Origin of the sequence: Gilliamella sp. B3127, from assembly GCF_026536935.1 — a bacterium.
GTDB lineage: Bacteria > Pseudomonadota > Gammaproteobacteria > Enterobacterales > Orbaceae > Gilliamella > Gilliamella apicola_E.
Map to the genome: position 1 here is coordinate 119307 of NZ_JAFNNI010000005.1, position 24098 is coordinate 143404.

The 24098-nt window shown below is 35.1% G+C and carries 24 protein-coding genes; 14 read left to right on the top strand and 10 right to left on the bottom strand.

Features of this window, described 5'->3' with window-relative positions:
- Nucleotides 1-4 precede the first annotated feature (4 nt).
- From J3U00_RS09170 to asd, 3 genes are all read left to right on the top strand, one after another.
- Complete coding sequence (locus tag J3U00_RS09170; protein ID WP_065562739.1) at nt 5-436, top strand: PTS sugar transporter subunit IIA; 432 nt, start codon at nt 5-7, stop codon at nt 434-436.
- Nucleotides 437-633: 197 nt separating this feature from the next.
- Complete coding sequence (locus J3U00_RS09175) at nt 634-2670, top strand: prolyl oligopeptidase family serine peptidase (protein WP_267332214.1); 2037 nt, start codon at nt 634-636, stop codon at nt 2668-2670.
- A gap of 275 nt (nt 2671-2945) precedes the next feature.
- Nucleotides 2946-4049 (top strand): aspartate-semialdehyde dehydrogenase, encoded by a 1104-nt coding sequence (gene asd / locus J3U00_RS09180; RefSeq protein WP_267332215.1) that lies wholly within the window; start codon nt 2946-2948, stop codon nt 4047-4049.
- A 45-nt stretch (nt 4050-4094) separates the two neighbouring features.
- Here the strand turns inward: asd and J3U00_RS09185 are convergent, their stop codons facing one another.
- From J3U00_RS09185 to nagB, 3 genes are read right to left on the bottom strand one after another with little or no spacing between them, the layout of a single operon-like run.
- Entirely contained in the window at nt 4095-5327 is a 1233-nt protein-coding gene (locus tag J3U00_RS09185) for an ROK family protein (RefSeq protein WP_267332216.1), read from the bottom strand.
- 36 nt (nt 5328-5363) lie between these two features.
- Nucleotides 5364-6506: an N-acetylglucosamine-6-phosphate deacetylase gene (gene nagA, locus J3U00_RS09190; RefSeq protein ID WP_220225425.1), complete on the bottom strand. Its 1143-nt coding sequence runs from the start codon at nt 6504-6506 to the stop codon at nt 5364-5366.
- 11 nt (nt 6507-6517) lie between these two features.
- Nucleotides 6518-7324: a glucosamine-6-phosphate deaminase gene (nagB, locus tag J3U00_RS09195; RefSeq protein WP_065562734.1), complete on the bottom strand. Its 807-nt coding sequence runs from the start codon at nt 7322-7324 to the stop codon at nt 6518-6520.
- Nucleotides 7325-7573: 249 nt separating this feature from the next.
- On the opposite strand from nagB, the gene nagE reads away from it, so the two are divergent.
- Complete coding sequence (gene nagE, locus J3U00_RS09200) at nt 7574-9058, top strand: N-acetylglucosamine-specific PTS transporter subunit IIBC (protein ID WP_065562733.1); 1485 nt, start codon at nt 7574-7576, stop codon at nt 9056-9058.
- Nucleotides 9059-9202: 144 nt separating this feature from the next.
- Here nagE and tusC read toward each other — a convergent pair whose 3' ends face one another.
- Genes tusC through fkpA form a run of 3 tightly spaced genes read right to left on the bottom strand, consistent with a single transcriptional unit; the run spans nt 9203 to nt 10839 of the window.
- On the bottom strand, nt 9203-9556 hold the full coding sequence (gene tusC, locus J3U00_RS09205; RefSeq protein ID WP_065562732.1) for a sulfurtransferase complex subunit TusC: 354 nt from the start codon (nt 9554-9556) through the stop codon (nt 9203-9205).
- A gap of 13 nt (nt 9557-9569) precedes the next feature.
- Complete coding sequence (gene tusD, locus J3U00_RS09210; protein WP_267332240.1) at nt 9570-9935, bottom strand: sulfurtransferase complex subunit TusD; 366 nt, start codon at nt 9933-9935, stop codon at nt 9570-9572.
- A 4-nt stretch (nt 9936-9939) separates the two neighbouring features.
- On the bottom strand, nt 9940-10839 hold the full coding sequence (gene fkpA, locus J3U00_RS09215) for an FKBP-type peptidyl-prolyl cis-trans isomerase (RefSeq protein ID WP_267332217.1): 900 nt from the start codon (nt 10837-10839) through the stop codon (nt 9940-9942).
- A gap of 442 nt (nt 10840-11281) precedes the next feature.
- Between fkpA and fabZ the strand changes: the two genes are divergently transcribed.
- From fabZ to rnhB, 4 genes are read left to right on the top strand one after another with little or no spacing between them, the layout of a single operon-like run.
- Nucleotides 11282-11728, top strand: coding sequence for a 3-hydroxyacyl-ACP dehydratase FabZ (fabZ, locus tag J3U00_RS09220; protein WP_034882348.1), 447 nt, complete (start codon nt 11282-11284; stop codon nt 11726-11728).
- A gap of 40 nt (nt 11729-11768) precedes the next feature.
- The gene (gene lpxA / locus J3U00_RS09225; protein WP_065562729.1) at nt 11769-12548 is read left to right on the top strand and encodes an acyl-ACP--UDP-N-acetylglucosamine O-acyltransferase; all 780 of its coding nucleotides are present in this window, start codon (nt 11769-11771) and stop codon (nt 12546-12548) included.
- Entirely contained in the window at nt 12548-13702 is a 1155-nt protein-coding gene (gene lpxB, locus J3U00_RS09230) for a lipid-A-disaccharide synthase (protein WP_267332218.1), read from the top strand. Before lpxA ends, lpxB begins: the two co-directional genes overlap by 1 nt.
- The gene (rnhB, locus tag J3U00_RS09235) at nt 13693-14286 is read left to right on the top strand and encodes a ribonuclease HII (RefSeq protein ID WP_267332219.1); all 594 of its coding nucleotides are present in this window, start codon (nt 13693-13695) and stop codon (nt 14284-14286) included. The genes lpxB and rnhB overlap by 10 nt, the downstream gene beginning before the upstream one ends.
- Here the strand turns inward: rnhB and J3U00_RS09240 are convergent.
- Together J3U00_RS09240 and J3U00_RS09245 are read right to left on the bottom strand one after the other, a co-directional pair.
- Nucleotides 14283-14885, bottom strand: a complete 603-nt coding sequence (locus J3U00_RS09240; RefSeq protein ID WP_267332220.1) for a YiiX family permuted papain-like enzyme — start codon at nt 14883-14885, stop codon at nt 14283-14285. The two genes, rnhB and J3U00_RS09240, sit on opposite strands and share 4 nt — an antisense overlap.
- 101 nt (nt 14886-14986) lie before the next feature.
- Nucleotides 14987-16276: an NAD(P)/FAD-dependent oxidoreductase gene (locus J3U00_RS09245; RefSeq protein WP_267332221.1), complete on the bottom strand. Its 1290-nt coding sequence runs from the start codon at nt 16274-16276 to the stop codon at nt 14987-14989.
- Nucleotides 16277-16612: 336 nt separating this feature from the next.
- Here J3U00_RS09245 and J3U00_RS09250 point away from each other — a divergent pair, with 336 nt between their 5' ends.
- From J3U00_RS09250 to rraA, 5 genes are all read left to right on the top strand, one after another.
- Nucleotides 16613-17584 (top strand): HlyD family secretion protein, encoded by a 972-nt coding sequence (locus tag J3U00_RS09250; protein ID WP_065562724.1) that lies wholly within the window; start codon nt 16613-16615, stop codon nt 17582-17584.
- Complete coding sequence (locus J3U00_RS09255) at nt 17566-18705, top strand: ABC transporter permease (protein WP_065562723.1); 1140 nt, start codon at nt 17566-17568, stop codon at nt 18703-18705. Before J3U00_RS09250 ends, J3U00_RS09255 begins: the two co-directional genes overlap by 19 nt.
- 14 nt (nt 18706-18719) lie before the next feature.
- On the top strand, nt 18720-19907 hold the full coding sequence (locus J3U00_RS09260; RefSeq protein WP_267332222.1) for an ABC transporter permease: 1188 nt from the start codon (nt 18720-18722) through the stop codon (nt 19905-19907).
- 68 nt (nt 19908-19975) lie between these two features.
- Complete coding sequence (locus J3U00_RS09265) at nt 19976-20878, top strand: 1,4-dihydroxy-2-naphthoate polyprenyltransferase (RefSeq protein WP_267332223.1); 903 nt, start codon at nt 19976-19978, stop codon at nt 20876-20878.
- 89 nt (nt 20879-20967) lie between these two features.
- Nucleotides 20968-21459, top strand: a complete 492-nt coding sequence (rraA, locus tag J3U00_RS09270; RefSeq protein ID WP_220225416.1) for a ribonuclease E activity regulator RraA — start codon at nt 20968-20970, stop codon at nt 21457-21459.
- A gap of 92 nt (nt 21460-21551) precedes the next feature.
- Here rraA and dprA read toward each other — a convergent pair whose 3' ends face one another.
- Nucleotides 21552-22652, bottom strand: a complete 1101-nt coding sequence (gene dprA, locus J3U00_RS09275) for a DNA-processing protein DprA (RefSeq protein ID WP_267332224.1) — start codon at nt 22650-22652, stop codon at nt 21552-21554.
- A 164-nt stretch (nt 22653-22816) separates the two neighbouring features.
- On the opposite strand from dprA, the gene def reads away from it, so the two are divergent.
- Nucleotides 22817-23329 carry a peptide deformylase gene (def, locus tag J3U00_RS09280; protein ID WP_065562719.1) on the top strand — a complete coding sequence of 171 codons (513 nt, stop codon included), beginning with the start codon at nt 22817-22819 and terminating at the stop codon, nt 23327-23329.
- Between the two features lie 43 nt (nt 23330-23372).
- Here the strand turns inward: def and grpE are convergent, their stop codons facing one another.
- A complete protein-coding gene (gene grpE, locus J3U00_RS09285; protein ID WP_065562718.1) occupies nt 23373-23957 on the bottom strand; it encodes a nucleotide exchange factor GrpE in 585 nt (194 codons plus the stop codon).
- Nucleotides 23958-24098 lie beyond the last annotated feature (141 nt).

The window sequence follows — 24098 nt, forward strand, 5'->3', positions numbered from 1 at the left end:
AACAATGGTTGCGGTATTAATCAGTACTCATGGACCTACTGCTCAAAGTCTGATCGTAAGTGCCGAGATGATTTGTGGTAAACAAACCTTATGTGAGGCCGTGCCCTTTTTAATGGGGCAATCGTTAGATGAGTTTCAACAGCAGATTGAAAATCATTTAGCAAGCTTTGCTCAACAAGGTGAGACAATATTGTGTTTGGTGGATTTAAAAGGCGGAACGCCTTTTAACACACTAACCAGATTAATGGCCAATTATCCAAATCTAGAAATTGTTACTGGGGTGAATATACCCATGTTATTGGCAACATTTATGCTAAGAACACAAATGGCGCTAGATGATTTACTATCAGAACTAATGCAAACAGCTCAACAAAGTATTGAGCACTATAATATGGTGTCAATGACGTCATCAATAATAGAAGATGAAGAGTTTTAAGCTGGTCAGATAAATAATCAATTAATTAATTTAACTTTAATAAGGCAAATATATTTTTAACTCAAATAAAATTATATTTGCTTTTATTCATTACTAGTTATACCTTTTTATCTAGTCCTTGAATTATATATAGAATTAATAGGTAGGTAAATTTGACTATATTTAAAGAGAAAATATTTATCATAATATTGATTCTCTTGTTAAGTAGTATTTGTTGCTGTTGTACAACTAATAATGAATTAAAGTTAAAAAAAATCGAAGCGAACGATAAATACCGTTGGATGGAAAATCAGCCACAGTTAATCAGTAATTGGTTATTATCTGAGTCTGAACGTACCGTCAACATACTAGATGCATTACCATGGTCAAAAACTGTCAGTAAACGATTTAATCAATTAACCGATTTTGGTTCTGAACCTATAATTTCTGATATTCAATATGTAGGCGATAATTGTTTTTATTTCAAACAAACAGCAGATTATCCGTATAATCGCCTTTTTGTTAGAGATCGCTACAATAATGAAAAATTGTTGATAGATCCTCCTATTGGTTATGGTATATATGATTTTTATCCGTCACGTGATGGGCAATATATTGCTTATAGCATTTATGAAAATGGTGCTGAGATATCATCAATAAAAATTATCAATGTAAAAACTAAATCACATCTTAATGATCATATAACTGGCATATCGGATCCAAGCATTATTTGGTCAAATGATAATTTATCTTTTTTTTATAAAAGAAATGATAAATATCAACAAAATAGCCCAAAATCGGGCACAGAAGAGTTATATTTGCACCATCTAAATACTAAGACAAAAGATGATGTCTTAATCTTTAGTAAAAATCAAATAACTGGTTATGACCCCGTTACCGATCAAAATATAGCCTTATCTTTTTCTAGTAATTGGGCTATTGCGTCTATCTCATCTTCTATATCTGGTTATAGTATCGATTTATACCTTACACATTATGATAATCTTAATAATACTAAAGTTCATTGGCAAAAAATCATCGATAGAAAACAAAAAGTTACCAATTTTATTCTAAAAGATGATTGGTTATATTTAGCTAAATACAATGCGTTGTCTGGTTATACTATTTCGCGCGTGAATTTGAATAAGAATAGCCAATTAGAAGAAAAAATTATGGAATGGCAAAATGGAGATTTGACCCAATTTGCAGCAAGTAAAGATGCTATTTACTTAGCTTATCATGAGTCAGAAACACCCAAGTTTGTTGCTATTCCTTTTACTGACCCTCATCATGTTAAATTGATTTCTCTTACAAATAGTCAAGAAATAACAGCCATTTTTAGTGATACTGATCGCAAAGAAATATTATTTACTGCTCAAAATTGGACTGTTCCCCCGAAAATATTTACCTATAACCCCGATAATGGCTCAATTCAAGATTCAAAAATGATTAATCCCAGTGCTTTTTCGTTTGCAAACTATGAGGCTGAACAACAATGGGTAAAATCAAACGATGGAACACTTGTTCCTATGACGATTATTCATCCTAAAGGGATCAAATATGATGGTACAGCTCCTACATGGTTAACTACCTATGGTGCATATGGTGTAAGTCAGCGCGCTTTTTTTGATGCTACACGTTTAATTTGGCTTGAAAGAGGTGGAATAATTGCAATTGCTCACGTTCGAGGAGGTGGAGAATTAGGCGAAGGTTGGCATATTGGCGGTAGCTTAGCTAATAAACAAAACTCAGTTGATGACTTTATAACATGCGCACAATATTTAATTAATCATAATATTACTCAACCATCTAAGCTAGTTATCAGCGGTGAGAGTGCTGGTGGTATTATAATTGGAATGGCATTAGCTAAACATCCTGAACTTTTTGCTGCGGCATCCATTAATGTGGGTATGTTAAATATGAGTCGATTAGATAAAATCGCCATTGGTAAAGCAAACTTTGCTGAGTTTGGCTCGCCATTAAACTTAAAACAGTTAAAGGATTTATCTAAAATAGATGCTTATTTAAATTTAAAAGATTATGTTACGTATCCACCGGTTATGATTTCGGTAGGTTTGAAAGATGAACGTGTAGCACCATGGCAAAGTGCTAAATTTATTGCTCGTCTTAATGAGATAAACCATACCCAAAAACAGCAGGTATTAGTTGTAGCAGATCAATATGAAGGGCATTTTTTTGATAATTTTCTAAATACAGTCGAGTTTTTTATTTGGAAAACCACGCCAACACCATAATTAAAAAATAGTTAATATTAGAGTTAATATTATTTATGACAATCCTCATCATCAAATAAGTCATTTGGGTGTACTTATCATCGTGAAAAATTATCTGGAAAAGGAATATCAATAAAAACTAGCCAGCAATTTAAATAACGATAGTTTTATATAATTCGCTATTATCTTTTAATACTCTTAAAAAATAATTCTTATCTCACTTGTTTTATGGTGATATTTTGTTTTAATAGTCAATAAAGATTTCTTTATATAACATCTACCGTTGGAAATAAAATATGAAAAATGTTGGTTTTGTTGGTTGGCGTGGAATGGTTGGTTCCGTCCTTATGCAACGTATGGTTGAAGAGCATGATTTTGATTATATCAATCCTGTTTTCTTTTCTACTTCTCAAGCTGGTCAAGCTGCCCCTACCTTTGGTGGTAAAACAGGAACATTACAAAGTGCCGATAATATTGATGCTTTGAAAGCATTAGATATTATAGTGACTTGCCAAGGTGGTGATTATACTTCTGAAATTTATAAAAAATTGCGTGCAACTGGCTGGCAAGGTTACTGGATTGATGCGGCATCAACATTGAGAATGGAAGATGAAGCAATCATTGTTCTTGATCCAGTCAATAAAGCTAATATTCATGCAGCTTTAGATAAAGGTATCAAAACCTTTGTTGGTGGTAACTGTACTGTAAGTTTAATGTTAATGTCGCTTGGTGGATTGTTTGCTGAAAACTTAGTTGATTGGGTATCAGTATCAACTTATCAAGCTGCTTCAGGTGGCGGTGCGCGTCATATGCGTGAATTGCTTACCCAAATGGGCATGTTAAACGCCGAAGTAGCTAAAGAGCTACAAGACCCTAATTCTTCGATCTTAGATATTGAACGGAAAGTGACGCAAAAAATGCGTGATGGTAGTTTACCAACAGATAATTTTGGTGTGCCATTAGCGGGTAGTTTAATCCCTTGGATTGATAAAGCTCTTGATAATGGTCAAAGTAAAGAAGAATGGAAAGGCCAGGCTGAAACGAATAAGATTTTAGGTACTAGCCAAATTATTCCTGTTGATGGACTTTGTGTGCGTATTGGAGCATTACGTTGTCATAGTCAATCATTTACCATCAAACTCAAAAAAGACATCAGTGTGCCAGAAGTTGAAAAATTACTTGCTGCGCATAACGATTGGGTAAAAGTTATCCCTAATGATCGTGATTTATCAATGCGTGAGCTAACTCCAGCAGCTGTTACTGGCACATTAACTACGCCAGTTGGACGTTTACGTAAACTTAATATGGGTAAAGACTATTTATCAGCCTTTACTGTTGGCGACCAGTTATTATGGGGAGCTGCCGAACCATTAAGAAGGATGCTTCGCATCTTAGCTTAATCAAAAAAAGCCCGGTTACCGGGCTTTTTTTGTGATATATGCACATTATAATGTAATGTTGTTTTCTAACAATGTCATTAATAATGAACCATTAAATAACGCTTGTTGTATCAATGCAAATGCACCAATTGCTGAACGGTCATTAAGCGATGAACAATTGATAGTAAGATTTTTTCTCAACTCTTCTAAACTTTGTGCGTTTAACGCGCTGTTTACCGCATTTAATAACACTTCTGATGATTTAGTTAATTCACCTGCTAACACAATTCGTTGTGGATTAAAAATATTTACCATCATAGCAACAGCACGACCAAGATTTTCACCAGCATCTTTGACTAACTTAATTGCCAGCTCATCGCCTTGATTAGCATATTTACAAATAGTGGAAATATTACAGTTATCTAAACTTAATTTAGTTGGATAACCTTGCTCAATCATCTGTTTAGCTCGAAACTCGATTGCTTTATTAACTACACGATTTTCCAAACAGCCAAAATTTCCACAATGGCAACGCTCTCCTAACGCATCGATTTGGATGTGTCCAACTTCACAAGCACTTTGATTATGGTTTGTTAATAGTTGCTGATTGACAATTACACCGGATCCCACACCGCGATGTACACGAATCAAAATTGAGTCATCAACATCTTGAGTTGAGCCAAAATAACTTTCGGCTAAAGCTAAACTTTGAATATCATTGCCAATAAAAATCGAAATGTTAAATTTATTACGAAGAGCATCAGCTAGAGGCCAAGCTTTAACTTGAATATGAGGTGTATAACGAATAATCCCGCGAACAGAGTCAATCAAACCTGGTAATACCACTGATATAGCAACAAGATGTTTTATTTTTTTGCTATTTTGCTCTATGAACTGTTCAATTAATGCAATTAAATATTCTTCAGCTGATTCTTGGGTAAACGAGGTTAATGGATAAACTTCAGATACTAAACAGTTAGCACCAAGATCATATAGTTCAATGGTAACATGGGAACGACTTAATTGAATGGCAATAGTCTGATAGTAACCAAATTTTGCTTGTATTGACACAGCCGGACGCCCACCAGTTGATTGCTGTGCATCAACTTCTTTGATTAAATTTTTTTTAATAAGTTGGCGAGTAATTTTGGTTATACTGGCTGGTGCTAATTGACTAATTTCGGCGAGTTGTATCCGTGAAACTGGGGCTTGCTGAACAATCAAACGGTAAATCATAGCGTAATTTAATTGTTTGATTAGCTCAGCATTGCCAACTAGGTGTAGATAATTAAAGGCCATATTTTATCTCAATATTTTCATTAACTATCTAACATTCTAGCGGGTCATTACTCCATTAACAACCGTTTTCACGTTTGAAAAATCACGATTAAAAATAACTAAGTTCGCAATTTTACTTTCACTAATTGTACCAAGTTGTTTATCAACACCAATTGCTTTTGCAGGATAAAGCGTTGCCATTCTTAGAGCTTCATCTAAAGCAATACCAACATATTCAACTGCATTTTTAACTGCTTCAATCATAGTTAATGCTGAACCACCTAAAGTGCCATTTTCATCAACACAACGGCCATCTTTATAATAGATAGTCTTATCAGCAAATACGCCAGAGGTTAGATTAGACCCTGCTAATAACATAGCATCGGTAATCAAAATTAAATGATCTTGTTTAATTTTATGACTATTACGAATATTAGCCCAACTTACGTGTTGACCATCAGCAATAATACCGACATAAACTTCGGGTTCATCATAAATTGCACCAACAACACCGGGCTCTCGTCCAGTGATATAAGGCATTGCATTAAATAGATGCGTTCCTAAACGGATACCAGCATTAAAACCACGACGACAATCTTCATAATGACCGTTAGAATGACCGACAGAAACATGAATACCAGCATCAGCTAATTGCTTAATATAGTGAGATTCAACTTTTTCTGGGGCTAACGTAATGATTTTTATGACATCAGCATTTTCACAAAGGAAGTCGATCATTTTTTGTGAAGGTTGGCGGATGTAATTTACATTATGAATACCCTTCTTTTCTGGGTTAATGTAAGGGCCTTCAAGATGCAAACCTAATGCCTGATTTGGATGTTTAGCCAAATACTCACGCATAACGTTTACTGCTTTAATCATAAATTCATCAGTTGATGTGATTAAAGTTGGTAAATAGCTAGTACAACCATAAACTAGGTTAGTTTTTTGCATTTTTTCTAATGTCTCGACACTTAACGCATCGAGGGTCTCATTAAATTGTACACCACCACAACCATTGACTTGAATATCAATAAGACCCGGTGCAACAATGGCACTTTGTAAATCTTCAGTAGTGATATTAGCTGGTAGTTCTTCTTGTTTACAAACTTTGGCAATCTTATCGCCGTCAATAATAACGGCGTGATTTTCAAGAATTTCATAACCAGTGTAAATACGACAATTTGTTAATGCGTACATTGAGTTATCCTTTATAAAACGGTCACTTTAAGGTTATCAGCTTCCATTTGTTTAAAATATTTTAGTGTTTTCACTTTAAGATCATCAGTACTTGGCTCATCACAAACAATAATTGATGCTGGATGCATTTGTAATGCGGTAACTGTCCATAAATGATTAACGCATCCTTCAACACCGGCTTGTAACGCTAAACTTTTGTTGTGTCCACAAACTAATAAGATCACTTCCTGTGCATCCATTAATGTTGCAACACCGATCGTTAACGCATGTTTTGGAACTTGTTTGATATCATTATCAAAGAAGCGTGAGTTAGCGATAATTGTGTCTTCAGTCAAAGTTTTAATTCGAGTTCTTGAACAAAGTGAAGAACCTGGTTCGTTAAATGCAATATGTCCATCCTGACCAACACCGCCAACGAAAATATTGATTTTACCGTAAGATTTAATCTTTTCTTCATATTCGCGGCATTCTTGATCGATATCTGGTGCATTACCATTTAATATATGGATATTGTTTTTATCAATATCAATATGGTTGAAGAAATTTTCATACATAAAAGTGTGATAACTTTGAGGGTGATCTTCTGGAAGACCGACATACTCATCCATATTAAAGGTAACAACGTGTTTAAAACTGACTTTACCTGCTTGATATTGTTTGATGAGTTGTTGATACATAACTAGCGGAGAACTACCTGTAGGTAAACCTAATAAAAACGGACGTTCCGCTGTCGGTTTAAATTGATTAATTTTGTTAACAATGCGCTGTGCTACCCAAGCGCCGACTTCTTGCGCATTTACTAAAGGAATAAGTCTCATAAGATACAGCCTCTTCTGATATAATTAAATAAAATCTTTTTTTTTAACGTAAAATATGTTGAGCATATTCTACTATATTAAACTAATTAATCAAAAATAAATCGTGATATAAATCACAAAAAGCAAACATTTAATTTGCGAAGTAAAATAATATAATGTGAAATATAGTTGACTTACTTACATTTACTTAAAGATGTGAAATTTCATTATTTTTTAAGTAACCCAAAATAATAATATGAGGTAAAACTTATGGGAATTTTAGCTTATTTACAACGCATTGGGCGTTCATTAATGGTGCCGGTGGCAGTATTACCTGCAGCGGCAATATTGCTTGGTATAGGTTACTGGATTGATCCAAATGGCTGGGGACAAAATAGTATTATTGCTGCCTTTTTAATAAAATCTGGTGGTGCAATTATTGAAAACATGCCAATCCTATTTGCTATAGGTGTTGCTTATGGTATGTCTAAAGATAAAGATGGTGCAGCTGCATTATCTGGATTAGTCGGTTTTTTAGTTGTCACAACATTACTTTCACCAAGTTCTATTGCATTATTTAATGGTATTGATACTAGTGTTGATGGTTGGCAATCACAAATTTCCCCTGCATTTAAAAAAATTAATAATCAGTTTGTTGGTATTTTAGTTGGTATTATTGCAGCTGAATTATATAACCGATTCAGTTCTGTTGAATTACATAAAGCGTTAGCTTTTTTTAGTGGTAAACGGTTAGTTCCCATTATTGTTTCTATCGTTATGCTATTAGTTTCTGCTGTTTTATATTTTATATGGCCATCTATTTATGATGCATTAGTTGCTTTTGGTAAATACATTAAAGATTTAGGCTCTATTGGGGCGGGTATTTATGGCTTCTTTAACCGTTTGTTAATTCCGGTCGGCTTACACCACGCACTTAACTCGGTATTTTGGTTTGATGTGGCTGGCATCAATGATATACCAACTTTCCTTGGAGGACAAAAATCTATTGATGATGGATTAGCAACCATTGGTATTACCGGTCGCTATCAAGCAGGATTTTTCCCAATTATGATGTTTGGTTTACCGGGTGCAGCATTAGCCATGTATCATACAGCTAAAAAAGGCAATAAAGATAAAACCGCATCGATCATGTTAGCCGCTTCATTTGCAGCATTTTTCACTGGGGTTACTGAACCTTTAGAATTTGCTTTTATGTTTGTAGCACCTGTACTTTATGTGATCCATGCTATTTTAACTGGAATTTCACTATTTATCGCTGCAACCATGCAATGGATAGCTGGCTTTGGCTTTAGTGCAGGTTTAATCGATATGCTGTTATCCAGCCGCAATCCTTTGGCTGTACATTGGTATATGCTTATTCTTCAAGGTGTCGTATTTTTCTTTGTATATTATATTGTGTTCCGTTTTGTTATTGTTAAATTCAATCTTAAAACGCCGGGACGTGAAGACGATGTAACCGATACTTCAGCTGAAGAGAATGTACCAACTGTAGGTGATACTTCTAAGCTTGCTGAACAATATTTAGTTATCGTTGGTGGTAAAGAAAATCTAACTAATATTGATGCTTGTATCACACGTTTACGTTTGAATGTTCATGATTCAGATTTGGTTGATGAACAAGCAGCTAAAGCACTTGGTGCAATGGCAGTGATAAAACTAGGTAAAACTGGAGTTCAAATTGTTGTTGGGCAACAAGCTGAGAAGATTGCCGATAAAATGAAAAAATTAGTTTAATATCAATTTTATTAAATAAGTTTTATCAATATTCTCCTCGTGGTAGTAATGATAAAAGCCACGGGGATTTTTTTATCTTTGGCAAGCATAGATTTTGTTTATTGAATTATAAAAAAAGTTGAGGAGCGGGGTTTTTGAAGCTAATTAAAAGCGTAAAATAGTGTCTTGATCCGCAAGTAACTGATGAAACTGGGTAATTTCGATTTGTTGGTTAGGAATGTTGAGGGCAATCTGGCTTAAATTCCGCTCATCTAAAGCTGTTTTACAAACATAAACATCTTCAATGTCATAAAGTTCTAACATATTAAAGGTTGCTATGTAATCTCGCATTAAAATCTCTTCTGGATGTTGATTAGGTAACAGATGAAAAACACCATCGCCCATAAAAAAGACAGAAATATGATTAAATGTTGATAAGGCTAAAGCGGTATCCAATGCTTCTCGGCCTTTTGCATTGCCGTGTGGTGGAGTACTAATAATAATTGCTACGTTTTTCATCTAATCTACCTTTTTAAAATTGTAGGATTCGATCAGAACTTGCTACTGCCTCACTCAATTCACCAAGACCAGTTAGTTCAAAATGTTCAGCAAGGTTTTCTATACTAATTCCCCTTCTTTGTGCTGCTGCCACGCAAACCTTCAGCTTTAAAGCGTTTTGTTTTGCTAAGTTTTGCCATGCTTTGACGAGATCAAATTCATCATTGGCCGGATCAGTAAAATGATTAGCGTTATAGACACCGTCAGCATAAAAAAAGATGTTATTGATTGAATGATTTGTATTTGAAGATAATGTTTGAGCAAATTGATAAGCACAATAAGCAGATTGGGTCCCATAAGCAGGACCCATAATAACCAGCGTGTAACTTAATGGTTTCATCAAATTAGTTTGGTGCTTGTACTGGCTGAGCAGTTGGAATAGCTTCTTCGTTATTATCTTTATCAATACCAAGCAATTCAACTTCAAAAACTAAAGTTGACGCAGGGGTAATATTGGCGTTGTTACCTTGGCTTGGCAAGCTTTTATCTTCATAAGCTAATTCTGGTGGAACAACTAATTTAATTTTACCGCCAACACCAATGAGTTGAATTCCTTCAGTCCAACCTTTGATTACACCGTTAAGTGGGAAGGTTGCTGGCTCATTTCGGTCATAAGAACTATCGAATTTACGACCATCAGTTAATGTACCAACATAGTGAACGATAACAGTATCATTGGCAGTTGGGTGAGCTCCAGTACCTTCTTGAATAACTTTATATAATAAACCTGATTTAGTTTTTATTACTCCAGGTTCTTTTGCAAATGCTTCACGGAATTTTTCACCAGCCGCGGTATTTTCAGTTTTTTGCTTTTCAAAACGCGCTTGGCTTTCTTCTTGGATACGTTTACCGAAAGCTTCTAGAATTGTTTTCACTTCTTCTTGATTAAGTTGTGAATTACCTTTCATGGTTTCATTAAATCCGCTGATTAGATATTCTTGGTCTGCTTTTACTTCATTTTGTTCTAAGTTTGATTTTAGGTAGTTAGCAAATGAAGAACCTAATGCATAAGACTCTTTTTGGGCTTCAGTGGTAATTTTTATTTTATTGTTTAGAGAATCAGCTTTATCATCGGTTTTAGCAGGTTCTGCTTTATTTTCTGCTGGCGCAGGTGCTGTTTCGGTAGCATTTGTCGTTGTAGTAGCAGGTGTTTTGTTTTCTTCGGTAGTTTTTTTATCATCACAACCTGCAAGTGCTAATACGATAGCACTACTTATCAATGTCATTTTAATAAATGATTTCATTTCACTCTCCAAGTTAAAAGATCTTTTAGCTAAATATTCACGGTATTATATATGATCTATTATAGGATAATATAACTTTTACGTATCTTTTATCTAATTAATTTATATAAAATTAGGCTTATTTGTTATTAAAAACCGTAAAAACACTTCAGAAAATCACTACAGCCTGTAAGTGTTAATATGATAATACTGCTTATTAATGTCAATTTAATAAATGATTTCATTTCACTCTCCAAGTTAAAAGATCATTTAGTTAAATACCAATCGTATTATATGATCTACTATAATACAAAATATTTTTTAAGCATCTTTTATATAAAATTAGGTTTATTTGTTATTGAAAACTGTAAAAATACACTGAAAAATCACTCCTTGAGTGAAAGTGGTATCCTCAGTTATAATAGATCCAATTTATAGTAAATATTGTATAAGGATAGCTATTTTGACTACCGAACTTAATACCCTTGATATTGAAGAAATCATAAGTTTATTGCCTCATCGTTACCCATTTTTAATGGTTGATCGCGTACTTAGTTATGAAAAAGGCAAAACATTAAAGGCCATTAAAAATGTTACTTTTAATGAACCATTCTTCCAAGGTCACTTTCCAAATAAACCGATTTTCCCTGGTGTATTAATTTTAGAAGCGATGGCGCAAGCGACTGGAATTTTAGCTTTTAAAAGTATTGAAGAGTTATCGCCAGGACAGCTTTATTATTTTGCTTCAATCGATAAAGCGCGTTTTAAACGTCCTGTCGTGCCAGGTGACCAAATCGTACTTGATGTTGAATATATTAAAGAGCGTCGTGGTATTGCATTGTTCCATGGTGTTGCAACAGTTGATGGTAAACTGGTTTGTGAAGCCGAAATGATGTGTGCTCGTAAATAATATTGATTTTGAAATATCCCAAATGTATTAAGGAATTGCTATGGCAACGGAAATACACCCAAGTTCAGTAATAGAAAAGGGGGCAAAGATTGGTGATAACGTCAAAATCGGGCCTTTTTGTTATATTGGTGAACATGTTGAAATTGGTGATGGCACTTTTTTAAAATCACATGTTGTCGTTAATGGCCACACCAAAATTGGTCAAAATAATCAAATCTATCAATTTGCTTCAATCGGTGAAGTTAACCAAGATCTAAAATATCGTGGAGAACCAACTCGCACTGAAATTGGTGATCGTAATATGATTCGTGAAAGTGTGACGATTCATCGCGGCACTGTTCAAGGGGGGGAGTTAACGCGAATTGGTAGTGATAATTTATTCATGATTAATGCACACGTTGCTCATGATTGTATTATTGGTAATAATTGTATTTTAGCGAATAATGCAACGCTTGGCGGTCATGTGCAGTTAGACAATCATGTTATTATTGGTGGTATGACGGCTGTACATCAATTTTGTGTTATCGGATCTCACGTAATGGTTGGTGGTTGTTCTGGTGTTGCCCAAGATGTTCCTCCTTATGTTATTGCACAAGGCAATCATGCAACACCACATGGCGTTAACTATGAAGGATTGAAACGTAGAGGTTTTAGTAAAGAAGCACTACAAGCCATTCGTAATACTTACAAAATTCTTTATCGAAATGGGTTAACCCTTGACGATGCCAAAGTTGAAATTGAATCGTTAGCTAAACAGTACCCTGAAGTTCAACTGTTTACTGACTTTTTTGCTCGTTCGACTCGTGGCATTATTCGTTAATGACTGATAAAGCTTTAACTGTAGCACTTGTCGCTGGTGAAACATCTGGTGACATTTTAGGTGCAGGTTTAATTCGTTCTCTCAAAAAACACCATCAAAATATTCAATTTGTTGGAATTGCTGGACCACAAATGCAAGCTGAAGGCTGTAAAGCTTGGTATGAAATGGAAGAGCTGTCTGTGATGGGCATTGTCGAGGTATTAGGTCGATTACGTCGCATTTTAGCTATTCGTCGAGATATCACTAAACGTCTTATTGAACTAAAACCTGATATATTTATTGGTATTGATGCGCCTGATTTTAATCTTTCATTAGAAGGTAAACTCAAACAAGCTGGTATTAAAACTATTCATTATGTGAGCCCATCAGTATGGGCTTGGAAACAAAAGCGCGTGTTTAAGATTAAACGAAATACTAATCTTATCTTAGCTTTTCTTCCTTTTGAAAAAGCCTTTTACGATAAATTTGATGTTCCTTGTCGTTTTATTGGTCATAAAATGGCTGATGACATTCCTTTAGAACCAGATCAAACGGCAATGCGTCAACAATTAGGTATCCCGCTTGATTGCCAATGCTTAGCACTTTTACCTGGCAGCCGTCATGCTGAAGTGACGTTATTATCCGAGCCTTTTTTAAAGGCGGCTCAATTGCTACGTGACAAATTTCCTGATTTACATATTGTGGTTCCTTTAGCAAATGAGAAAAGGAGACAAGAGTTTGAGCGAATTAAAGCTGAAATCGCACCACAACTTAATGTGCAGTTATTAGATGGTCATGCTCGTGAAGCAATGATTGCCAGTAATGCGGCAATTTTAGCGTCTGGAACGGTTGCTCTTGAATGTATGTTAGCTAAATGCCCAATGGTTGTCGGTTACAAAATGAAAGCTTTTACGTTTTGGTTGGCTAAAAAGTTAATCAAAACGCCTTATGTGTCGTTACCAAATATCTTAGCAGGTAAAGAAATAGTACCTGAGTTGCTACAACATGACTGTACACCAGAAAATATCGCTAATCATGTTCTTCCTTTTTTAGAAAGTGATAATACCGAATTAAAAGCGACATTTTTAGCTTTGCATAAACAAATTCGTTGTAATGCAGATGAACAAGCAGCACAAGCTGTACTTGATGTATTAGAGGATACCCCTTGTTGTTAGAATTTACCTACCCTGATGCCACTTTAATAGCTGGAGTTGACGAAGTTGGACGAGGCCCTCTGTGTGGTGATGTTGTTACTGCTGCTGTGATTTTAGATCCAAATAAACCGATAGAGGGATTAACCGATTCTAAAAAGCTGACAGAAAAAAAACGTGAAGCTTTATTTGATATTATCAAGCAAAATGCATTAGCGTGGAGTGTTGCAAGAGCATCAGTCGATGAGATTGATAAGCTTAATATTCTTCATGCCACTATGTTGGCTATGCAACGGGCGGTGTCTGGTTTAAAAATCAAACCCAATTATGTTTTAGTGGATGGCAATCGTTGTCCTGAATTTGGTATTCAAACACAAGCCGTCGTTAAAGGCGATTTACTTGTTGATGAAATTAGCGCAGCGTCGATTCTTGCGAAAGTGACTCGTGATCGTGAAATGGTTGAATTAGACAAATTGTATCCGCAATATGGATTGGCAAAGCATAAAGGATATCCCACCAAGGATCACCTAATGGCTATAGAATCACACGGTATCAACCATTTGTATCGTAAGAGTTTTGCTCCAATTAAGAGATTGTTACTTATCTAATTCGACCAATGTTGATCTACCGTTATTAATAATGGTGAATTGAATATAGCGACTGGTGAAATAACGGTTTCTTGATAAGGGATCTTATCTCCATAGCGTTCAGTTAGTTTTTGTTTAACTGCTGGTGCTGACAGATTAAAATCTTTAATCCTTTGTAATTGTCCAATTTTTAAGTTAAGTGCTTTATTATAAATTTTCCAAACTAGTTCTGAGCAATAAATATACTTATCATCCCAGCCAAACCAAATATCGTAAGGCTTATTTTCAAATGAATGAGCAACTCGTTTTAAATTAGCAATTTCTTTTTGTGATAAAGCGTGATCTTTTAGACGTTTAATGACATATTTTCTGTTTTTTCCTCGATTTACCCATTTATCAAACGGTGTATAGACCACTTTAGATGCTGCTTCAAAGACATAAGGTTTTCCATTTTTAATAAAAATTATTCCCATGTGACTATAAGGTGACTTGGTTGCTAGCTCAATCGCCTTGCTTTGGTTTGATTGAGAAGATTGGAAAATAATATCGCCATCTAGGTAATCTGCTGTGGCCGTCGTGTAGGTAGTGAAAAGTAATATAATAATCAAAATAGAACGCATGATTTTCTACTTAAAAAATAAATCAAGGTAATATTATAAAATTATTAGCTAAAATAGCTACTTAAATAAATTTTAAGTAGCTTTTAGGCGTGTTTCAGTCATTAATCCCGATTACTGAAAATAGATGTCGATTTTGTTTTGTACATAACTTTACTGGCACGAGCAAAACGAATCGTTTTGAAAATACCTAACAAGCTAGCTTGATGCATTCGATACAACAATCGATGAATAATTAGCGCAAACCATCCCTTTACACCCATTTCACTTTTTCCTGCTATTTTAACCACACCTTGCGCGGTATCATGTAAAGAAATGATTGTGCCATTATCGGTATACTTAAACGATTTTAATGGCTTATTATCTAATATGTTGATAATGTTTTCGTAACAAATTTTTGCCATTTGATGTGCAGCTTGAGCAGTAGGTGGTGAGGCATGGCCATTGTTTTGCATTGCGTAAGCGCAATCGCCTATAACAAAAATATTGTCATCACGAGAAGTTTGCAATGTTGGTTTTACCACCAATTGATTTGAACGACTTGACTCTAATCCAGCAATTTCCTTTAAATAATCAGGTGCTTTCACACCCGCAGTCCAGATCATAATATCGGCTTTAATAGTATCGCCTTCTTTTGGATAAAATCCATCGCTTTCAGCCTTAGTAATCATGGTCTTGGTTAATACATGGATACCTTGTTTTTCAAGTGTTTTAGTAATACTTGCCGCAGTCTTTTCTGGTAGGGCTGGTAAAATACGATCTGTGGCTTCAATAACCGACACATCTAAAAGATCGGAACACATCTTATTACGACCACAGGCACCAAATGCTTCCACCATGTGTGGTAGTTCAGAAGCTAACTCAACGCCAGTTGCACCGCCGCCTACGATAGCAATTCGAATTTTATCTTCGTCGGTGCTTTGATCATTATCGATAATTGAACAGAAACTGGTGAATTTATTTATTAAGGTTTCTCGCAAGCGAATCGCTGCATTTTGATCGTCTAAAAAGATACAATGTTCTTTAACACCAGGTGTACCAAAATCGTTAGAAGTACTACCAATGGCAATAACTAAAATATCGTAATCAATAGCGACTGATTCATCTTGATGATTGATAATAGTGATTTGTTTTTGGTCCCGATTAAGGTCAGTAAAGGTACCCTGGGTAAATTCGAAATTATGTTGTTGTCCTTGAGATGCATAATAAATATTATCAACTTGCTCATCAAGTACACCCGTTGCTACTTCATGTAATAATGGTTTCCATAAATGATAACTGTTTTTATCAATTAGGGTAATTTGAGCTTTGTCCGTTTTGCCTAACTTATCACCTAGGTCAGTAGCGAGCTCTAAACCGCCGGCACCACCACCAATAATAATTATTTTTTGCATATTTCAAGCCTTATTATTTCAATTGTAAAATATCATACTAAATAAGTAGGTTTTTATCTATTTCTTTTGACTGATAACATTTATAAATGAAATCTATTAAAATGGAGGTTTACAATTATTGAAATTTATTTAAGGGTGAAATAGAATATCATTCAATATAGTTGTAAATAATCCCGTTTAGCCTTATTTGGGCATAGAAATATAGCTTAGATTGTTTAAATAAAGCGTTATATCGTATGATATAGTAATCATTTTTGAAGTATGTTAATTCTTGATTGCATACAATTATCCTAGTTCTTTAGGCCTTATCTTACAATTGTCACTCAAAACAAATTTATGAATAAAAAAATTTTTATTGTTATTGCATTGATTGTTATTTTAATTTCAATGACGATCTTAATACGTGCTCATAGCAGCCAGCTTATTTTGCAAGGCGAAGTTGATGCACCTAATGTCAGCATATCCTCTAAAGCCAAGGGGCGAGTGCAAGTAATTCATGTCAATCGTGGCGATGATGTTAAACAAAATGATGTCTTAATTACGCTTGACAGTCCTGAGCTTTTAGCTCAAGTTAAAGCTGCCGAAGCTGGGCGAGATCAAGCAAAAGCGCAAGTTGAACTTTCTCAAAACGGTACTCGTGAAGAAAGTATTCGCTATTATGAAGCGTTATTGGAACAAGCAAAAGTTTCTTATGATAATGCTTCGAAAGAGTACAATCGTAATAAAGCCATTTCGGCAAAAGGTTTTGTTTCTCAATCAATATTAGATAATGCCCTTAAAACGCGTGATGCAGCTCATCAGCAGGTTTTGTCAGCCCAAGCCAACTTAGATCAAGCGAAAAACGGTGATCGTATTGAACAGCGTGAGATCTATAATGCTAAATTGCAAGAGGCTGAAGAGCAACTTAAACAATTACAGATTCAATATGATGATCTGCAAGTCAAGGCGCCTGTAGATGGTGAGGTTGGTTCAATTCCTGCCGAAGTAGGCGAGCTGTTTAATGCAAATAGCCCACTATTAACAGTTATTCGATTACCACAAGCTTATTTTGTGTTTAATATTCGTGAGAATATTATGCCTAATATTCACAAGGGTGACCATGTTAAGTTGGAAGTACCAGCCCTTGGTAATAAAGAAGTTGAAGCGGAAGTTCGTTTTATTTCACCAATGGGCGATTATGCAACTAAACGTGCTACTCGAGCAACGGGTGATTTCGATTTGAAAACCTTTGAAATTAGACTTTATCCAACTAAACCTGTTGAAGGCTTACGCGCAGGTATGAGTACATTATGGAAAATAGACAACTAATTTCAGATTTCTGGCATCGCTTTAAAGAAGCATTTAACGATGAAATTCCAGTTATATTTAAGCGTTTTACTTTCCATTGGTTAATGTGGATTTTACCGCTGATTATTTTTGTGATCATCAGCAGTATATTTTATCGAGGTGTATTATTTGATCTTCCTGTAGGTTATGTTGATCAAGATAAAAGTACCTTATCTCGTGAAATTATTCGGGATCTTAACGCTGGCGCGCACGCAAATCTAATTAATTATGATAATCAGTTAAAAATGGCTGAACGTGATTTAGAAAAAGCTAAAATCTACGCCATTCTCTACATACCGCCTAATTTTGAAGCCGATGTATTAGCTGGTCGTCAACCAACGCCGATGCTTTATTATAATGCTTTATATTATAGTGCTGGCTTATACTCTATTATGGACTATTCCGGCCTAATTGCTTCATTAAATACACAATATCGGACGACCATGGCAACCAGTATTGGTTTGCCCGTACCTAAGCTTTCTCAAGTTAATTTTAATTATGATGGGTTATTTAATGCTAGTGGTAACTCAATGTACTTCCAGCAATTTTCCGCGGTAGTTCATTTGTTACAATTATTTGTAGTGACCACAACAATTCATATTTTATCGCGATTACCTAAACGGACTCGGCCTAATTATCCATTTGTATTAGGTAAACTAGCTCCTTATACCATCTGGTATACCATGTTATTGATGTTTGAAATAGCTATGCTGGTTTTATTTTCTGATGCGCGCGTATCTGGTTCGCCATTTGCTATGATGCTGGTGGTATTCTTTTATGTTATTGCTGCGCAAAGTATTGGTATTTTGCTTTATACATTTACTAAAACAGTATTAGATGCATATACCTATATTGGGGTATTGGTGGGGCTTGCGTTGACCTATTCAGGAGTAGTGGTGCCTGAATTGTCGATGCCTTGGATAGCAAGATTTATTTCGTCACTTGAGCCTTTAACCTATGCACTGAATAAATTATTCGATCTCTTTTTACGACATTCCAGTTATCTATCTGTATTAAAAACATGTGGGATTTTAATGATCTATCCAATAATTATTACAGTGTTAGTTAGAAAACGTTTAGTCAAACGTTTACATTCACAGTAAGAGGCAATATTTGGATGCTTAAGCTATTTTTATCTTCAGCTATAAAAATGTTTTTTTATATGCTAATGCGACCAATGTGGTTATTGCTATTAGTTTCTGTTTCATTAATGAGCTTAGTTTATATTAATGGCACCATCACCAATTTGCCGGTTGCAATTGTTGATCAGGATCATAGCGCTACAAGTCGAAGTTTGATTCGATCTTTAAATACCAGCTCTAAAATCGATGTGCTTACTTATGAAAATTCATTAGAAGCTTATGATGATATTAACAGTCGTAAATTATTTGCGGTATTTACCATCCCAAGAAATTTCGAAAAACGTCTTTTAAACGGTGAAGAGGTGACAATTCCTGCTTATGGTGATGCTTCTAGCCGTCTAGCTAATGGTCTAATACAAGTTGATATTAGAGGAATATATCAACAAATATTAACCGAATATAATACGCGGGTAATGCGCAATGCTGGTTTTTCTGATCCGCAGATTAATATCATCTTATCGCCAATAAAAGGGCAAACGATGCCGCTTTATAATGCCGGGATTAGTTTTGCGGCGATAACTTTTCCTGGATTACTCGTCATGTTGTTGCAACACTCCTTTTTGATTGCCTCAACGCGTACCAATATCACCTTGCACTCCTTGCCCCAAGGTAAACCACCAAAGATTGTTATATTCGGAAGTTTATGCGGTCTTATACCAATATGGCTCTTTTTGTCTTTAGTCCTCTTTGGATTATGGCCTTGGGTTCTTGGCTATAGGCAATTAGCAAGCATACCCGAAATTATTATTATGACATTTCCGCTATTATTAGCGGTGTTGGGGTTAAGTAAATTACTTACTGAATGTTTACATCGAACCGAGATGATTTACCTAACTTTAGCCTTTTTGACTACCCCCGTATTTTACCTATCCGGTACTATATGGCCTCTTGATGCTATGCCGTTATGGGTACAAACGGTATCGCGAATGTTACCATCTACATGGGCAACAAATATGATTGCTGGTGTAAATCAGATGGGGTTAGGTTTATCAGATAATGTATTTAATATATTTATGATTCTATTTCTCGGAGTCATATATGGTTCGCTAGGCTTTTTTATTGCAGCACTACGCGAAGGAAAAATGAGAAGATATTTCAAAAAAATAAAAAACTTTATGCGTTCAAATACTAAAAAAGTTAATAATAAACCTTCAATTAGTTAATGCTAAAACGTGAATATACAATCAATAGCTGTTATGATGAATGCTTAAATTTTTCAAATAAATAACGTATGTCCAATAAATATTATCCATGGATTATTAGTTTACGCCCTAAAACGTTAGTATTATCGCTTTCGGCTATTTTGATGGGAAATTCGCTAGCATATTGGCAACGGTCTTTTGACCCATTGATTATGCTACTATCAATCATTACCGCATCGTTATTACAAATTTTGTCCAATTTGGCTAATGATTACGGTGATGCAATTAAAGGCAGTGACCAACAAAATTTAACAGAGCATAAACGGGGATTACAATTAGGTTTAATCACGCTTAATCAACTAAAAATAGCGCTTTGGATTACCGTTTTATTATGTATTACTTCAGGGCTTGCATTACTTATTTTAGCGTGCAACAACTATCGACAACTTCTGATTTTTGTCTTGTTAGGATTATGCTCAATCATTGCAGCAATTACCTATACGATGGGGAAAAAACCTTATGGTTATCTTGGATTAGGTGATTTCTCTGTCCTTATCTTTTTTGGGCTGGTTGGGGTAATTGGCAGTGATTACTTACAGACTAAAGTGTTATCGACACGACTCATCTTACCTGCAATTGCTAGTGGATTATTAGCGGTTGGAGTACTTAATATTAATAATCTACGCGATTATAAAAGCGATAAACAACATCATAAACGAACATTGATTGTGCTAATTGGTAAAACTTACGGTTGCTGTTATCACTTACTTTTATTAATTGTATCATTGTGTCTATTTAGTTTATTTGCTTACAAAAATCTACATACTTTTTGGAGTGGACTATTTTTATTAACATTGCCACTATATATAAAACATATCAGTGCGGTATTTAAATTTAAGACGGTTAATGACGCTGCACCGTTACTAATACAAATGGCCAAACTTGCTTTATTAACTAATTTACTTTATTGTTTGGGTATTATTTTGAGCTAGCTCACGTTTATTCTAAATTTATATCGTTTTACTTAATGTTAGCGTTATACTAGAATCGAATGAATATTACAGTTAAAGGAGACTCTACCATGGAGTTTGAAACATCAATTCTTTGTGATTACTACCCAGAAGATGTTAATGTCGTAGAACCGATATTTAGTAATTTTGGTGGTGTAGCTTCGTTTTCAGGCCAGGTCGTCACAGTGAAATGTTTTGAGGATAACGGTATATTGTACGAAGTATTACAATCCAATGGGGCAGGTAAAGTATTGGTTATTGATGGTGGTGGTTCTGTGCGCCGAGCATTGATAGATGCGGAATTAATCGATATTGCACTGCAAAACCAATGGGAAGGTATCATCGTTTATGGTGCTGTGCGCCAAGTTGATTATATTGCTGATGCTGAAATTGGTGTTCAAGCACTTGCAGCAATTCCTGTTGGCTCGGATGATCAAGGCGTTGGTGAAATTGATATTCGTGTTAACTTTGGTGGCGTGACTTTCTTCTCTGGTGACTTTATTTATGCTGATAATACCGGCATTATCTTATCTGAAATCGCTCTTGAAGTAGACGACAAATAAATCACTTATTATTTTCATAAACCGCTGTGGTTTTACAGCGGTTTTTTATGCTCAAAAACCCCGCTCCTCAACTTTTTTTGCGATACAATTTTCTATTTTGTCCGATTACGAATGTAACCACCAGTAACGGTGATAATCAATCCTGCTATCTCCATATCTAATAATTTAATAGTGAGTTCAGGAATGGGTAAATTAACCAGGGCCGCAATTGTATCAACTGGAATTGGGTGATGACGAATAACGGCAAATATTTCAGGATATAAAACAGTATTACTCTCTTTATTCTCAACACTATTTTGTCTATTTATTGTTGATAAAAAGCCACTATAGTGTTCTAAAATATCAGTTGGGTGAGTGACTAGATAAGCCCCTTGCTTGATTAAATAATGGGTTCCATGACTATTTTGATTATCGATATCACCCGGTAAGGCAAATACATCGCGATTTTGTTCAAGCGCATAACGAGCAGTGATTAGTGATCCACTTTTTTCAGATGCTTCAACCACAAAGGTTCCTAAACTTAATCCACTAATAATACGATTGCGACGTGGAAAGTATTCGGATCTTGCTTTTTCAAATGGATAAAATTCTGAAATGATGGCGCCATTTTGTGCCAAAATATCATTTGCCAATCGTAGGTTTGAGCGTGGTGAGATTTGAGCTAATCCACTACCTAAAACAGCTGTTGTATTTCCTGATACCTCAAGAGCCCCTCTATGGCAAATAGCGTCTAAACCCAACGCTAATCCGCTAGTGACTGTTAAACCATTAATTGCTAATTCACCAGCGAAATATCTTCCCCATTGTGCACCATATTCACTAAATTCACGGCTACCAACCATGGCAATTTGTGGTGAATGTAATAATTGCCTATTACCCATAACAAATAACAATAATGGTGGTGAACTAATTTGCTTAAGTAACATTGGATAATCGGAATCACAATAAGCGATCAAATGTTTGGCTGGGTAAGGTGTTGCCAACCAATCGAGTATTGGCTCAAAATGAAGATAAGATGTTTCAAAAAAACGATCTTGAAGAGTTTTGGATAAACCTATTTTTTCCAATAATAGCGATACATCTCTTATTTTATTAGGTAGACCAGAACTAAAATAGTGAGCAATTTGCTCGAAATATCCCTTTCTTTTCTGACCAAGCATTGAAATTCGTAACAAAAACTCATATTTACTCATTACAGTCCTTTCTTCCTCTACATTGTTGCTTTGTGCCATATCTAGAAGGATTGATTAGATATATTTTAGTAATAGTCAACTAAATCTATTCATAGGCATAATAAATGTTTACAATGTAGGCGAATTTGAAAAAATACAAAATTGAGGAGTAGATCGAAGAATTTATGGCTATTTTACCGGTATTACGTTTCCCAGACGAACGACTTCGCAAAATTGCAAAGCCTGTCTCTAATTTTACACCAGAGCTACAAAACATTATCGATAACATGACTGAAACCATGTATGCCGAAAATGGTATTGGACTTGCAGCTACACAAGTAGATGTACATGAGCAGATTATTGTAATTGATGTGTCGGAGGATAGAAGCCAACTTTATGTGATTATCAATCCTGAGGTGATAAGCCAAGAAGGTGAAACTGGCATTGAAGAGGGATGTTTGTCGATACCTGACTGCCGTGGATTTGTTCCAAGATCAGAAAAAATCAAAATCAAGGCATTAGATCGTAATGGTAAACCTTATGAAATTGATGCTGATGAACTATTGGCAATTTGTATCCAGCATGAAATGGATCACTTAAAAGGTAAACTCTTTGTCGATTATCTCTCGCCATTAAAGCGTCAACGTATTGAGCAAAAGATGAAAAAGCTAGCTCGTGAAGAGCAAAAGAATCGATAAATTAAACCGCCATTAATTTGGCGGTTTTTTATTTAAGCTTTCATTATTTAGCTACAATCACCATAGCAGGTCGGATAAGTCGACCATTGAGTGTATAGCCTTTTTGGATAGTATTGACGATCTGTCCTGATTGATGTTCTGGTGATTCAACCATACTAATCGCTTGATGTAGATCAGGGTTTAATTGTGAATCAGCAGTATTTATCACTTCAATACCAAATTTTTTGACCGTATCTAAAAACGATTTTAATGTTAACTCTAATCCTTCTACAGTTGCTTTGTGTTCTGGATTATTTTTATCTGTAGATTCTAATGCGCGTTCAAGATTATCAATTACAGGTAAAAGCTCATTTGAGAATTTCTCAAGAGCATATTTACGTGCTTTGTCCACATCTTGTTCAACACGTTTGCGCACGTTATCAATTTCAGCTCGAGCACGAATCATTGCTTCACTTTCATTTTTTTTAGCAATTTCTAATGCTTGTTCAAGTTCAGCAATACGGGTATCTTTGGCCTTTAACTGCTCTTCAACACTTGGTTGAGATGGCGTTTGTTCTTCAGTAGTTTGCTCAGCTGGGACTTCAATGTTTGTTTCATTTTCTGACATATTATTCTCTTGTTCAGTCATACGGTACTCCAAATTTAGTCGAAAACTTAATGAATAACAGTTATTATGGGGGCAATTTTTATTATTACAAGTTTAACGATAAGATGATATCGTGTTTTTTAATCGGTAACTAAAAAATCTTTATATTTAAGTTAAAAAAAC